Source organism: Mesorhizobium salmacidum (SeqCode) (assembly GCF_037179605.1).
GTDB lineage: Bacteria > Pseudomonadota > Alphaproteobacteria > Rhizobiales > Rhizobiaceae > Mesorhizobium > Mesorhizobium salmacidum.
On sequence record NZ_JAPYKS010000045.1, the window covers coordinates 1 to 13,820 of the forward strand.

General features: G+C 63.4%; 12 protein-coding genes. 7 read left to right on the forward strand and 5 right to left on the reverse strand.

Annotation, left to right across the window (positions count from 1 at the left end; genetic code table 11):
* Positions 1-167: 167 nt before the first annotated feature.
* From coaE to O7A60_RS30180, 4 genes are all read right to left on the reverse strand, one after another.
* The gene (coaE, locus tag O7A60_RS30165; protein ID WP_337109326.1) at positions 168-761 is read right to left on the reverse strand and encodes a dephospho-CoA kinase; all 594 of its coding nucleotides are present in this window, start codon (positions 759-761) and stop codon (positions 168-170) included.
* Positions 758-1,615, reverse strand: a complete 858-nt coding sequence (locus O7A60_RS30170; RefSeq protein WP_337109327.1) for a shikimate dehydrogenase — start codon at positions 1,613-1,615, stop codon at positions 758-760. Before O7A60_RS30170 ends, coaE begins: the two co-directional genes overlap by 4 nt.
* Positions 1,608-2,207: a Maf-like protein gene (locus O7A60_RS30175; RefSeq protein WP_337109328.1), complete on the reverse strand. Its 600-nt coding sequence runs from the start codon at positions 2,205-2,207 to the stop codon at positions 1,608-1,610. The genes O7A60_RS30170 and O7A60_RS30175 overlap by 8 nt, the downstream gene beginning before the upstream one ends.
* Positions 2,208-2,451: 244 nt before the next feature.
* Complete coding sequence (locus tag O7A60_RS30180) at positions 2,452-3,273, reverse strand: pyruvate, water dikinase regulatory protein (protein ID WP_140772377.1); 822 nt, start codon at positions 3,271-3,273, stop codon at positions 2,452-2,454.
* A 404-nt stretch (positions 3,274-3,677) separates the two neighbouring features.
* Here O7A60_RS30180 and hemE point away from each other — a divergent pair, with 404 nt between their 5' ends.
* The 3 genes from hemE (at position 3,678) to rho (ending at position 6,676) form a co-directional block, all read left to right on the forward strand.
* A complete protein-coding gene (gene hemE / locus O7A60_RS30185; RefSeq protein ID WP_337109329.1) occupies positions 3,678-4,709 on the forward strand; it encodes a uroporphyrinogen decarboxylase in 1,032 nt (343 codons plus the stop codon).
* On the forward strand, positions 4,709-5,245 hold the full coding sequence (gene hemJ, locus O7A60_RS30190; RefSeq protein ID WP_337109330.1) for a protoporphyrinogen oxidase HemJ: 537 nt from the start codon (positions 4,709-4,711) through the stop codon (positions 5,243-5,245). The genes hemE and hemJ overlap by 1 nt, the downstream gene beginning before the upstream one ends.
* Positions 5,246-5,410: 165 nt before the next feature.
* On the forward strand, positions 5,411-6,676 hold the full coding sequence (rho, locus tag O7A60_RS30195; RefSeq protein ID WP_140507185.1) for a transcription termination factor Rho: 1,266 nt from the start codon (positions 5,411-5,413) through the stop codon (positions 6,674-6,676).
* Between the two features lie 59 nt (positions 6,677-6,735).
* Here rho and O7A60_RS30200 read toward each other — a convergent pair whose 3' ends face one another.
* Complete coding sequence (locus O7A60_RS30200; protein ID WP_337109331.1) at positions 6,736-8,799, reverse strand: thioredoxin domain-containing protein; 2,064 nt, start codon at positions 8,797-8,799, stop codon at positions 6,736-6,738.
* A 67-nt stretch (positions 8,800-8,866) separates the two neighbouring features.
* On the opposite strand from O7A60_RS30200, the gene mnmE reads away from it, so the two are divergent.
* From mnmE to O7A60_RS30220, 4 genes are all read left to right on the forward strand, one after another.
* On the forward strand, positions 8,867-10,195 hold the full coding sequence (gene mnmE, locus O7A60_RS30205; RefSeq protein WP_337109332.1) for a tRNA uridine-5-carboxymethylaminomethyl(34) synthesis GTPase MnmE: 1,329 nt from the start codon (positions 8,867-8,869) through the stop codon (positions 10,193-10,195).
* A gap of 198 nt (positions 10,196-10,393) precedes the next feature.
* Complete coding sequence (gene mnmG, locus O7A60_RS30210; protein WP_337109333.1) at positions 10,394-12,295, forward strand: tRNA uridine-5-carboxymethylaminomethyl(34) synthesis enzyme MnmG; 1,902 nt, start codon at positions 10,394-10,396, stop codon at positions 12,293-12,295.
* Positions 12,292-12,924 carry a 16S rRNA (guanine(527)-N(7))-methyltransferase RsmG gene (gene rsmG / locus O7A60_RS30215; RefSeq protein WP_337109348.1) on the forward strand — a complete coding sequence of 211 codons (633 nt, stop codon included), beginning with the start codon at positions 12,292-12,294 and terminating at the stop codon, positions 12,922-12,924. Before mnmG ends, rsmG begins: the two co-directional genes overlap by 4 nt.
* A 55-nt stretch (positions 12,925-12,979) precedes the next feature.
* Positions 12,980-13,780, forward strand: a complete 801-nt coding sequence (locus tag O7A60_RS30220; protein WP_031240355.1) for a ParA family protein — start codon at positions 12,980-12,982, stop codon at positions 13,778-13,780.
* Positions 13,781-13,820: the final 40 nt, after the last annotated feature.

Here is a 13,820-nt window from a genome sequence, read left to right on the forward strand (position 1 = left end):
GGATGGCCATCCGGTTCGAGGCTCAGTCGCTCTTCTCGCACAAAGTTTCCTCCGTGCAGATACAAGGGGTGCTCCAGCTTGGCGCCGACGGCACTCCGTCACCACCCCTCAACCGTCTCGGCGCTACGCGCCGATCCACCTTCTCCCACAAGGGGAGAAGGAAAAAGCTAGCGGCCAGAACCCCCCTTGATTTCGGCAATAATCGCCGCGACCGTGGCACGCGCAGCCTCCAGCCCCTCACCGGTGTCGATGACGAAATCGGCCAGCCGGCGCTTTTCGGCATCCGGCACCTGCTTGGCCAGGATCGACGCCAGTTTTTCTTCCGTCATGCCGGGCCGCGCCAGCACGCGCTGGCGCTGGACTTCGGCCGGCGCGGTGACGACGACGACCTTGTCGACCCGGCCACGGCCGCCGGTTTCGAACAGCAGCGGGATGTCCAGGACCGCGATCGATTCGCCGGCGTTACGATGCCTGGCCAGGAAGGCATCGGCATCGGCGCGGACCAGCGGATGGATGATGGCTTCGAGCTTTTTCAAGGCCGCCGCATCGCCGAGCACACGGGCGGCGAGTTTTGCGCGGTCGACGCTTCCGCCAACGGTGGTGCCGGGAAAGGCGGCCTCGACCAGGGGGGCCGCCTTGCCGGCATAGAGGCGATGCACCGTCTCGTCGGAATCATGCACCGGCACGCCGGCCTCGGCGAACATCTTGGCCGTCGTCGACTTGCCCATGCCGATTGAGCCGGTGAGGCCGAGCACGATCATGGTTTCGACGCCGGAGACTTGGGCACAAGATCGGCAACGATGAGCGCGCGGAGCTCGGCCGTAACCTTCGGCCTGACGCCGAACCAGCGCTCGAAGCCTGGCACCGCCTGGTTGAGCAGCATGCCGAGCCCGTCGACCGTCTTCAGCCCCCGTGTCCGTGCGGCCGCGAGCAGCGGGGTTTCGATCGGCACGTAGACAATGTCGTTGACCACGGCATGGTCGGGCAGCAGCGTGGGGTCGGCGGGCAAACCCTCATTGCCCTGCATGCCCAACGCGGTGGTGTTGACCAGCAGGCCGGCGTCGCCCAGCAATTCGGCGGTCGCGGCCATTTCGTGCGCCGAGACGCCGGCGCCAAAGCGGTCGCGCAATTCAATCGCCCGGGCGAGCGTGCGGTTGACGATGCGGATATCACCGACGCCGCGCTCCTTCAACGCGTGGATGACGGCACGGGAAGCGCCGCCGGCACCCAGCACCACGGCCGGGCCATTGGCCGCCCAGCCCGCGGCGTAATCGTCGAGATTGGCGGCAAAGCCATGGCCGTCGGTATTGCCGCCCCACAAAGTGCCGTCCTCGAGCCACAGCGTGTTGACGGCGCCGATCTCGTCCGCCGCATGGTCGCGGCGCGTGACACCAGCAAAGGCCGCCTCCTTGTGCGGGATGGTGACGTTGCCGCCGCGATAGCCGTTGGCCTGCATGCTCGCCAGGAAATCGGCGAAGTCCCGCGGCGCCACGTCGATCGCCTGGTAGCTGCCGTCAATGCCGTGCTTGGCCAGCCAGTGGCCGTGGATCATCGGCGAGCGCGAATGTTTTATCGGATGGCCGATGACGAAGGCTTTCTTCATTATCTCAGCCATCGATGGCTCCCAAGGTACGGAGCTCCGCCAGCAACGGCAGCAGTGGCAGGCCGACAATGGTAAAATGGTCGCCCTCGATTTTTTCGAACAGCTGGACGCCTTCGCCTTCGATTTGATACGCGCCGACGCTCGACAATGCCTTGGCGCCGACCCGGGCGAGGTGCCGGCCGATGAAGGCGGGGTCGAGCTTGCGCATGGTCATCGAGGCGATGCCGACATGGCGCCACAGCACCTTGCCGTCGCGCACCAGCACTGCGGCGCTGTTGAGCTGATGGGTCCTGCCCGACAGCGCCAGGAGATGGCGGCGCGCGCCCTCCATGTCGGCGGGCTTGTGGAACACCTCGTCGCCCAAGGACAGCGTCTGGTCGCAGCCAAGCACCAGCGCGCCGGGTCGGCGCTCGCTGACTTCGGTGGCCTTGGCTTCGGCGAGCACCAGGGCGACGTCCTCGGGCGAGGCGCCGCTGTCCTGCAAAGGGGCTTCCAGCGCCCGCTCGTCCAGCGTCGCGGGAACCGCCTCGATGTCGACGACGGCATCGACCAGCATCGCCTTGCGGAACGGGCTGCCCGAAGCGAGGATGATTTTTTCTGTCATGATGGTTCACCGGGGTTGGTGTTCCGTAGCGCATCCCTCATCCGTCCGAGCTGCGCTCGGCCACCTTCTCCCAAAACAAGGAGAGAAGGGAAGTCCTGCGCGGGCGCCGCTGCAAATCGCCACCTGGCGGTATTTGCGGGTGCGACGGCGCCGCGTTCTTCCTTCCCCTTGTGGGAGAAGGTGGCCTCGCGAAGCGAGGTCGGATGAGGGGTGCGCGACGGGATGCTCACTTCTTTCGTCTGCCCTAGCGCGTCTTCCCCCTAAGGGCAACGATCGCCGCCGCCGTCTCCTCGATCGAGCGGCGGCTGACGTCGATCATCGGCCAGCCATGGCGGGTGCAGATCTGGCGGGCATAGGCGAGCTCCTCGTTGATGGCGGCGCGGTCGACATAGTCGGTCGGCACGTAGGTGCTCGAATTGCCAAGGATGCGGTTCTGGCGCACATGCGATATGCGCTCGGCGGTGGCGATCAATCCCACGATCAGCGGTGTCCTGGCGTTGACCAGGCTTTCGGGCACCGGCACGCCGAGCACGATAGGGATGTTGGCGGTCTTGATGCCGCGGTTGGCGAGATAGATGCTAGTCGGCGTCTTCGAGGTGCGCGAAATGCCGATCAGCACGACATCGGCGTCATCCATGTTTGCCGGCAGCTGGCCGTCATCATGGTCCATGGTGAAGTTGAGCGCATCGATGCGCCGGAAATATTCGGCGTCGAGGACATGCTGGGCGCCGACGCGGCGGCCGGCCGGCGTCCCGAGATAGGACTGGAAAACGGTGAGCACCGGTTCCAGCACCGACACGCAAGGCAGGCCCATGGCCGCGCAGCGTTCGTCGATGCCGTGCGCCAGCTTCTGGTCGACCACCGTGTAGAGGATGATGCCCGGCTCCTCCTCTATGTCCTCGAACACCTTGGCTATCTGCTTTTCGGTGCGGATGAGCGGGTAGATGTGTTCGATGGCGCGCGCATCCTTGTACTGCGCCGAAGCGGCGCGGCCGGCGGCGAGCAGCGTTTCCCCCGTGGCGTCGGAAATCAGATGCAGGTGGAAGAAGCTTTGGGGTTTGTTCACAGGGGTCACCTGGGGCTGTGGGCGGATGTGGATAAGATCTAAGGGGCAGGCATGCCGGCGAAAGGCGACTGTATCAGATGCCGGTTTGTCCACAATTCGATGCGCTGTCAGCTTCGCCGGACGGCTGGGGACAAGTCCGTGGACGAAGCGCTTTGCCTTTCGTTCGTCCACAGGGCAGGTCTCGAGGGCGGTCGATCCAGCGCATTGACTCCCCTGCGAGATTCCTGATTGTCCCCAGAACCCTGCAAACCGCGATCGGCGGTGCGCGACAATATGCTTGCTGGCGTTTTGGCGGCCAAAGCGGGACAGGTGACAACCACCACAACCAACAGACTCTTAGAATCAGAAGACTCTTTAAAAATAAGATATTTGATTAAGAGGAAGCCGGGAGAGGCGAGCGTTCGATGCCTGCAAGACGGATCATGCTGGATGTCCTGAAGGGCAAGACGGTGTTTCCTCCTCCGCTCTGGATGATGCGCCAGGCCGGGCGCTATCTGCCGGAATATCGTGAGACGCGAAGGCGTGCCGGTTCGTTCCTTGATCTCTGCTACGACCCCGACCTTGCCGTCGAAGTGACGCTGCAGCCGATCGAGCGTTTCGGCTTCGACGCTTCGATCGTGTTCTCAGACATCCTTGTCGTTCCCCATGCGCTTGGCCGCGACGTGCGCTTCGAGGAAGGGCGCGGACCGCTGCTGACACCGATTTCAGCGGCGGAGATCGCGGCGGTGGGAAGCGACATGTTTCACGTGAATCTCGAACCGGTCTACGAGACGCTTCGCCGGCTGCGGGCGAAATTGCCCGACGAGACGACGCTGATCGGCTTTTGCGGCGCGCCCTGGACGGTGGCGACCTATATGATCGCCGGCCACGGTACGCCGGACCAGGCGCCGGCGCGGCTGTTCGCCTACCGCGAGCCGGCGGCGTTTCGACAGCTGCTGAAAGTGCTCACCGATCATTCGGCTTCCTACCTGATCCGCCAGATCGAGGCCGGCGCGGATGTCGTGCAGATCTTCGATTCCTGGTCGGGGGTGCTCGACGATGCTACATTCGAAGAGTTCTGCGTCGAGCCGGTCGCAGAGGTCGTCAGGCAAGTTCGGGCCGTCCACCCCGACGTGCCGATCATCGGGTTTCCCAAGGGCGCCGGAGCCCGCTACCAGAGTTATCGCGAGAGGACCGGTGTGACGGGGCTCGGCATCGACTGGACGGTGCCGCTCGAGGCAGCGAAGGCATTGCAGCGGCAGGGAGCCGTCCAGGGCAATCTCGACCCGTTGCGGCTCGTCGCCGGCGGCCAGGCATTGGCCGACGGGGTCGGGGCGATACTTCGGGCGTTGGGGGACGGGCCGCTGATCTTCAATCTCGGCCATGGCATCACGCCCGACACGCCGGTGGCGCATGTCGAGGCGATGGTGAAACAGGTGCGGAGTGCGGCGCGCTGATGACTGACAGAAGCAACACCAATAGCACCGGCCAGGCGATGAAGCGCATGGTCATCGGCATCGCTGTCCTGATCGTTCTCACCGCGGTCTTGTTTTTCTTCGCACCGGAAAGCTTTTATCCCTGGGCAAAGGCGATCCATATCCTCGCCGTCATCTCCTGGATGGCCGGCATGCTTTATCTGCCGCGCCTGTTTGTCTATCACGCCGACGCGGAGAAGGGCTCCGTTCAATCCGAGACGTTCAAGGTGATGGAGCGGCGTCTGCTGCGCGGCATCATCAATCCGGCGATGATCCTCACCTGGGTGTTCGGGCTGTGGCTGGCCTGGAAAATCTTTGCGTTCCAGGGCGGCTGGCTGCATGCCAAGATTGGCCTGGTGCTGATCTTGTCTGGCATTCATGGCTATCTGGCCGCCGCGGTGCGCAAATTCGCCGAGGACCGCAACGAAAAAGCGGCAAGGCACTGGCGGATCGTCAACGAGATCCCCACATTGCTGATGATCGCAATCGTGATCTTGGTCGTCGTGAAGCCGTTCTGAGGCTTCATCGGACCCGCTCAAAAGGCGGCTTGCTCTTTCAGCCGACCGACGATACAAGACGGGTCTTCCTTCCCGTCATGCGCCGCCCGTCATTGCTTTCGGCCGCGCCCGGCATTTGTCGCATCCCGCCGATCTTTTCCCCAAAGCCTACCCAGAGTCCGTCTAATGCAAGAAATGAAACTCACCGAGTTCAAGAACAAGAAGCCGCCAGAGCTGATCGCTTATGCCGAATCGCTCGAGGTCGAGAACGCCAGCGTCATGCGCAAGCAGGAGCTGATGTTCGCGATCCTGAAGAAGCTCGCCGCCCAGGACATCGAAATCATCGGTGACGGTGTGGTCGAGGTGCTGCAGGACGGCTTCGGCTTCCTGCGCTCCGCCAATGCCAACTATTTGCCGGGTCCCGACGACATCTACATCTCGCCGTCGCAGATCCGGCGCTTTTCGCTGAAGACCGGCGATACGGTCGAAGGACCGATCCGCAGCCCGAAGGAGGGCGAGCGCTATTTCGCGCTGCTCAAGGTCAACACGATCAATTTCGACGATCCCGAAAAGATCCGCCACAAGATCCACTTCGACAATCTGACGCCGCTCTATCCGACCTCGCGGCTGAAGATGGAGGTAGACAATCCGCCCAGCAAGGACATATCGCCTCGCGTGATCGACCTGGTGGCGCCGATCGGCAAGGGCCAGCGCGCGCTGATCAACGCACAGCCGCGTACCGGTAAGACGGTGCTTTTGCAGAACATCGCGCACTCGATCACCGCCAATCATCCGGAATGCTATCTGATCGTGCTTCTGATCGACGAGCGTCCGGAAGAAGTGACCGATATGCAGCGCTCGGTGAAGGGCGAAGTGGTCTCCTCGACCTTCGACGAACCGGCGGTGCGCCACGTCCAGGTCGCCGAAATGGTCATCGAGAAGGCCAAGCGCCTGGTCGAGCACGGCCGTGATGTGGTGATCCTGCTGGATTCCATCACCCGTCTCGGCCGAGCCTACAACACCGTCGTGCCGTCCTCCGGCAAGGTGCTGACCGGCGGTGTCGACGCCAACGCGCTGCAGCGCCCGAAGCGCTTCTTCGGCGCCGCCCGCAACATCGAGGAAGGCGGCTCGCTCACCATCATCGCCACGGCGCTGATCGACACCGGCAGCCGGATGGACGAAGTCATCTTCGAAGAGTTCAAGGGCACCGGTAACTGCGAAATCCAGCTCGACCGCAAGGTGGCCGACAAGCGCATCTATCCGGCCATCGACATCCTCAAGTCCGGCACCCGCAAGGAAGACCTGCTGGTGTCGCGTCAGGACCTGCAGAAGATCTTCGTGCTGCGCCGTATCCTGGCGCCGATGGGAACCACCGACGCGATCGAGTTCCTGATCGACAAGCTGAAGCAGACCAAGACCAACGGCGATTTCTTCGATTCGATGAATACATAATCGAAGCGAGGCGGGCTTTCTCTTCGTCATCCTGGGGCGAGGATCCATTCCGTGACGTCCTAGGGTCCGCGGTGCGTCGCGTCGCTCCTTGCTGCGCTATAGGATGACGAACTGCGCAACAGCCCTTCCAACTCATCGGGATCCGCAACCACCGGCAGGCAGACCTGGCCGGTGCACAGCCAGGCGCCGCGCCGGTTGGTCGGCGGCAGAATTCCGCCGGGCAGCAAGGGTCGATTCGCCGCCGTACCGATCGGCACGACGATGTCGACGCGGCGGGGATCAGGGTTTCGATTAACGACCGGAACGAGTTTTTGATCTTCCGGGTCGTCCACGACGACCAGTTTCAGCGGTTCGATGGCAAGCGCGCAGGCATTGACGATGCCCGCCTGGCCATAGGCCTGGTGCGCGGCTCGGCCGGCGGCGTGCTCGGCGGTTTTCCACGCCTTCTCCTGCAAATCGAGATTGCCGGTGGCCGAGGCGAGCCGCACCTGCGCCTCGATGATCTGGCTGGTGGCTGACGGAATGGCCTCGTCGACGTCGCCCCTGATGCGGATCGGCACATCGGTGCTGTCCGAGGCGGTCAGATAGTAGCCGGTGCCCTGCGCGTCGGCGTGCCAATGGTCGAGCTGTTCGAGGAACCGGCTGGCCTTATCGACATAGTTCCAATCGCCTGTGGCTTCAAACAGCGAGATCGCCGCGGTGGTCATGGCGGCATAGTCGCTCGATAGAGCGGGAAACAATTTCCTGATACCAAGCATGGAATGCGGCAAGCGATTGTCGCGGCTGGCGGCGCTGATATGGGCAAACGCCTTTGCCGCGGCCTCGATCCAATCCGGCCGTGCCAGCGAGCGGCCGGCCTCGGCGAGTGCTGCGATCATCAGGCCGTTCCAGTCGGTAAGGGTCTTTGCATCCAGCCCAGGCCTGACACGTTCTTCCCGGGCGGCGAGAAGCCTTGCCTTGAACGGCACCAGCTGTTCGCGGCCGGTCGCCCAAAGCGCTTGCTGGGAGAGGGTTTGATGGACAACCGGCTTGCCCTCCCAGCCGGGTGGGCTGGAAAGCGTGAAGTAGTTGAAAAACAACGCTGAATCATCGCCAAGGACAGATTCGATCTCTTCCCTGCTCCAGGTGTAGAACAGGCCCTCCTCGCCGTCGCTGTCGGCGTCGAGGCTGGCGGCAAAGGCGCCGACATCGACGCACATTTCGCGCAGCAGCCAGTCGACCGTGTCTTCGATTCGTACCCGGAACAAATCATTGCCGGTCGCCGCAAGAGCCCAATTGCAGAAGCGGATGAGCTGGGCGTTGTCGTAGAGCATCTTCTCGAAATGCGGCACCAGCCATTCGGCGTCCGTCGAGTAGCGGCTGAGGCCGCCGCCAATGTGATCGTAGATGCCGCCGCTCAACATATGTTCGAGGCCGATGAGCACGTCGTCGCGATGCGCGGCATTGCCGTCGCGCAGCCACGACAGCCACAGCGTTTGCATGAACGGCGCGTTCGGGAATTTCGGCGCGCCGGCGAGGCCGCCGCGATCGCGGTCGATCATGCCACTGACGCGGCCGGCGAGGTCGGACAGCGCATCGCGATCGAGAAGCGCCTTGGAGTGCGTGGCGGAGAGCCGCGCCTCGACATGGGAGGTCAGGCCGTCAGCGCTCTGGTGCAGGCTCGCCCTCTTCTCGCGCCAGGCCTTGTCGACCGCTTCCATCACCTGGATGAACCCCGGACGGCCATAGCGCGGCTCGCGCGGGAAATAGGTGCCGCCCCAGAACGGTTTGCCATCCGGCGTCAGGAACATGGTCAGCGGCCAGCCGCCTTGCTCGCCCATCGAGGACAGTGCGGCCATATAGATCTGGTCGATGTCGGGGCGCTCCTCGCGGTCGACCTTGATATTGACGAACAGACGGTTCATGACGGCGGCGACGTCGTCGTTCTCGAAGCTTTCATGGGCCATGACATGGCACCAATGGCAGGCGGCGTAGCCGATGGAGAGCAGGATAGGCCTGTCCAGGGCCTTTGCCTCTTCCAGCGATGCCGGTGACCATCCCCGCCAATGTACGGGATTGCCGCTGTGCTGCTGCAGATAGGGGCTGGCCTCGTCGGCAAGCAGGTTTTGCGCAGGCAATGTCACAATGGCCAACCTTCGAGGCACTCGGGATGGGTGATGACACGATAGCTAGGCTCGGTAGAGCGGGCAAATGATTTCAGGCGATTCGATCGTGGCGTTGTCGAGCGGCCGGCTTCCGGCCGGGGTCGCCGTGCTGCGTATCTCCGGCCCTCGGACTCGATTCGTTGTCGAAACGATTGCCGGCGGCATGATTAAGGAGCGCACGGCGGTGCTGCGCAAGCTCAGGGCTCCAGATGGAACGGTTCTCGACACCGGGCTGGTCGTCTTCTTCCCCGGGCCGGCCAGCTTCACCGGCGAGGACGTCGCCGAGTTCCATGTTCATGGCGGCCGCGCCGTGGTGGCCAGAATGTTGGAGACAATCGCTGGATTTGACGACGTCAGGCATGCCGAACCCGGAGAATTCACGCGCCGCGCCTTTCTCAACGGGAAGGTCGACCTGGTCGAGACGGAGGCGCTGGCGGATCTCGTCAACGCCGAGACCGAAGCGCAACGGCGCTTCGCCGTCCAGAATGCCGAGGGCGCGCAGAGTGAGCTCTATCTCGGCTGGCGTCGGCGCCTGATCCATGCGCGGGCGATGATCGAAGCCGAGATCGACTTTGCCGATGAGGATGATGTGCCGGGTTCCGTTTCGGATGCGGTCTGGTTCGACGTGCGGTCGATGATATCAGAGATTGACAATCACATAGCCGGATTCCACGCCGCCGAAGTCATTCGCGACGGCTTCGAGGTCGTCATCCTCGGCGCGCCCAATGCCGGCAAGTCCAGCCTGTTCAACGCCTTGGCGCGCCGCGATGCGGCTATTGTAACGGATGAACCCGGCACCACCCGCGACCTGCTGGAGGTCGTGCTGGATCTCCAAGGTCTGCGTGTCAGGTTGATCGACACGGCGGGGTTGCGGGAAGGGCCCGGCAAAATCGAGGCGATCGGCATCGAGAAGGCGAAAGCGAAGGCGGGCCGCGCCGATCTCTTGCTGTTGCTCGAGGACGCCGCGGACCCCAGGGACGCCGGTCCGCTTCTTGTTACGATACCGGCATTGCGCGTCGGCACCAAGCTCGACCTGCTCGATGGGGGAGCGGCCGACGATGCGGCCCGGCGATACGAGTTCGGCATATCGGTGGTGGAAGGGACGGGTGTGGATGAATTGCTGGCGGAGATCGGGCACCGCGCCACACAGGCGGCGGGCGGTGCCGGCGATGTGCTGCCGTCGCGGCTGCGTCATGTCGAGTTGCTCGGGGCGGCGAACCGGCATCTACATCGCGCCGCCGATGACGGGACGCCACAGGAGCTACGCGCCGAAGAGCTGCGCCTGGCAGCGGATCGCCTGGGGCGCATCGTGGGCGCGGTCGACGTCGAAGACTTGCTCGACGTGATCTTTTCCCAGTTCTGCATCGGGAAATGACTCACGTGAAACACGCATGGTCGCTGGCAGGGCTCCGATTGACTCACGTGAAACATCTTTGGCGGTGATTCACGTGAAACGCGGACAGAAGCAGGGTTTCCCTGTTTCACGTGAAACGTCACGCGGAAGTTTTCTTGACAGTCCCGTCTCGCGGGGACATGTGTCGCTGATCTCTTTTGAGTCCGGGACTTATGTAAGATGACCGATCACTATGATGTGGTTGTGGTGGGCGGCGGCCATGCGGGTTGCGAGGCGGCCAGTGCCGCGGCGCGCGCCGGCGCCAGCACCGCGCTGGTGACGCTGCGTTTCGACACGATCGGCGTGATGTCGTGCAACCCTGCCATCGGCGGGCTGGGCAAAGGGCATCTTGTGCGCGAGATCGACGCCATGGACGGGCTGATGGGCCGCGTGGCGGACGCCGCCGGCATCCAGTTTCGTCTGCTTAACCGCCGCAAGGGTCCGGCGGTGCGCGGTCCGCGCACACAGGCCGACAGAAAACACTATCGCCTTGCCATGCAGGAAGCGATTCGGCAGCAGAACGATCTTGAGGTTGTCGAGGGCGAAGTTCTCGACTTTGAAATTTCCGATGGGAAGATAGAAGCGGTTCTCCTGGCGGACGGCCGCCGGCTTGCCTGCGGCGCGGTGGTGCTGACCACAGGAACCTTCCTGCGCGGGCTCATTCACATCGGCGAAAAGAAGATTGTCGCCGGCCGCATGAACGAGAAGGCCAGCATGGGATTGTCGGCGACAATGGACCGCGCCGGTTTCAGGCTCGGGCGGCTCAAGACCGGCACGCCGCCGCGCCTAGACGGGCGAACGATCGACTGGGCTTCGCTGGAAAGCCAGGCGGCGGACGAGAACCCGGTGCCGTTCTCGCTGATGACCGACCGCATCGTGACGCCGCAGATCGATTGCGGCATTACGCGCACGACCACGGCCACGCATGAGGTGATTCGCGCCAATCTTGGCCGTTCGGCGATGTATTCCGGCTCGATCGAAGGCGTTGGGCCGCGTTATTGCCCCTCGATCGAGGACAAGATCGTCAAGTTCGGCGACCGCGACGGGCACCAGATATTTCTCGAACCGGAAGGGCTCGACGACCACACCGTCTATCCCAACGGCATTTCGACCTCGCTGCCGGAAGATGTTCAGCTCGACATCCTGAAAACCATTCCGGGGCTGGAGCGTGCTGTCATGCTGCAGCCGGGCTATGCCATCGAATATGATCATGTCGATCCGCGCGAACTGCATCAGACGCTGGAGACCAAGCGCGTTGCCGGGCTTTTTCTCGCCGGGCAGATCAACGGTACGACCGGCTATGAAGAGGCCGCCGGGCAGGGCCTGCTCGCCGGCCTCAACGCAGCGCGCCGCGCCGCGGGCGGCGAGCAGGTCGTGCTCAGCCGCACCCAGGCCTATATCGGCGTGATGGTCGACGATTTGACCAGCCGCGGCATCAGCGAGCCCTACCGGATGTTCACCTCGCGGGCCGAGTTCCGGCTGTCGCTGCGCGCCGACAACGCCGATGAGCGGCTGACGCCATTGGCGCAGACGCTGGGGATCGCTTCGGCGCGGCGGCTGCAGCGCTATGGCAATGTCACGCGCCGGCTTGACGAAGCGCGCCAGTTGGCGCTTTCGCTGACCATGACGCCGAACGAGGCGGCACGGCACGGCCTGGAGATCAATCGCGACGGCGTGCGCCGGTCCGGCTTTGAACTGCTGGCTTATCCCGGTGTCGATATTGCCTGGCTAAGCCGGGTCGAGCCTAAATTTGGCGACATCGACGCCAGGACTGCGGAGCGCCTCGAAACGGAAGCGAAATATTCGGTTTATCTTGACCGCCAGAGCACGGATGTCGCGCAGATACGGCATGAGGAGAGCCGGCTGATTCCGGACGCCATTGATTTCGCCGGTGTGCCCGGCCTGTCCAATGAATTGAAGCAGAAGATGCAGGCGCGGCGGCCGCACTCCGTTGCGGAGGCACAGCGTATGGAAGGCATGACGCCCGCGGCGCTGGCGATCATTGTCGCGCATGTCCGTCATTGGGAAACCGCGCAGAGGGGGGAAACCGCGCAAAAAGCCGAGCAGAGGGACGTTGCGTGAGGTCTTTCTCCCGCGACAGCCTGCAGGAGGCCGCCGGTCCGGTTTCACGTGAAACATTCGATCGCCTGGTGGCGTTCGAAGAGATGTTCCAGAAATGGAACCGCAGCATCAATCTCGTCGCGCAATCGACCTCCGGTGATGTCTGGCAACGCCACATCCTGGACAGTGCGCAGCTTGCACGGATAGAGTCCGAAGCCACGCATTGGGTCGATATTGGTTCCGGCGGCGGATTTCCCGGGCTTGTCATGGCCTTTCTGCTCGCCGAGCGCCCGGGGGCCAGCATCGATCTGGTCGAAAGCAACCGCAAGAAGGCCTCGTTCCTGCAGACCGTCATCGGTCAGTTCGGCTTGCCGGCGCGGGTCGTGGCGCGCCGCATCGAGGACAGCCATGTGCTTGTTTCGAAGCCGCAAATCGTCACGGCGCGGGCGCTGGCCCCGCTTTCGGTCCTGCTGGACCTGTCCGCGCCATGGCTGACCTCGGGGGGGCGCGCGCTGTTCCACAAAGGCCGGGATTACCGCGCCGAAGTGCAAGAAAGCGTTAACCGGTGGACTTTCGATCTGGTAGAACATCCAAGCGTGACCGACGCCAGCGGCGTCATCCTCGAATTGTCCAATGTGCGACCTGTCTGAACCGAGACCGGTCTGATTATTCGGCGACCCAAAGATGAATTTCTGGCATAAACCCATGATGAAGAACGGCCCTCGAATCATCACAGTAGCCAACCAGAAGGGCGGTGTCGGCAAGACCACCACCGCCATCAACCTGGCCACCGCGCTGGCGGCAATCGGCGAAAAAGTGCTGATCGTCGACCTCGACCCGCAAGGCAATGCCAGCACCGGCCTCGGCATCGACCGCAAGGACCGGACGGTCTCCTCCTATGATGTGCTGACCGGCGAACTGGAGCTGGAAGCCGCCGCCATTCCGACCGCGGTGCCCGGCCTGTCGATCGTGCCCTCGACGCTCGACCTGCTCGGCATCGAGATGGAGATCGCTTCGGCGCCGGACCGGGTGCTCAAACTGCGCAATGCACTGCGCGCGGCGACCGAGCGCGGAGCGCCCTTCGGCTACGTGCTGATCGATTGCCCGCCCTCGCTCAATCTTTTGACTTTGAATTCAATGGCGGCAGCCGATTCCGTTCTCGTGCCGCTGCAATGCGAGTTCTTCGCGCTGGAAGGTCTCAGCCAGCTGCTCGAAACGGTCGAGCAGGTGCGTCGCTCGATCAATCCGGATCTCACCATCCAGGGCATCGTGCTGACCATGTATGACGGCCGCAACAACCTCGCCAACCAGGTGGTGCAGGATGTGCGCGAGCATATGGGCGACAAGGTCTACGAGACTATCATTCCGCGCAATGTGCGGGTGTCGGAGGCGCCGTCCTATGGCAAGCCGGCGATCCTCTATGACCTGAAATGCTCCGGCAGCCAGGCCTATCTGCAACTGGCCTCCGAAGTGATCCGCCGCGAGCGTAAATTGCGCGCCGCTTGATTAGAGCGGCCGCATAATCAACAGCCGATTCGATACCGAA

What these genes read in the sequence shown, in the direction of transcription:
- coaE (WP_337109326.1), bottom strand. Translation starts at nt 761, where the DNA reads ATGATCGTGCTCGGCCTCACCGGCTCAATCGGCATGGGCAAGTCGACG.
- O7A60_RS30170 (WP_337109327.1), bottom strand. Translation starts at nt 1,615, where the DNA reads ATGGCTGAGATAATGAAGAAAGCCTTCGTCATCGGCCATCCGATAAAA.
- O7A60_RS30175 (WP_337109328.1), bottom strand. Translation starts at nt 2,207, where the DNA reads ATGACAGAAAAAATCATCCTCGCTTCGGGCAGCCCGTTCCGCAAGGCG.
- hemE (WP_337109329.1), top strand. Translation starts at nt 3,678, where the DNA reads ATGCCTGCAAGACGGATCATGCTGGATGTCCTGAAGGGCAAGACGGTG.
- hemJ (WP_337109330.1), top strand. Translation starts at nt 4,709, where the DNA reads ATGACTGACAGAAGCAACACCAATAGCACCGGCCAGGCGATGAAGCGC.
- rho (WP_140507185.1), top strand. Translation starts at nt 5,411, where the DNA reads ATGCAAGAAATGAAACTCACCGAGTTCAAGAACAAGAAGCCGCCAGAG.
- mnmE (WP_337109332.1), top strand. Translation starts at nt 8,867, where the DNA reads ATGATTTCAGGCGATTCGATCGTGGCGTTGTCGAGCGGCCGGCTTCCG.
- mnmG (WP_337109333.1), top strand. Translation starts at nt 10,394, where the DNA reads ATGACCGATCACTATGATGTGGTTGTGGTGGGCGGCGGCCATGCGGGT.
- O7A60_RS30220 (WP_031240355.1), top strand. Translation starts at nt 12,980, where the DNA reads ATGATGAAGAACGGCCCTCGAATCATCACAGTAGCCAACCAGAAGGGC.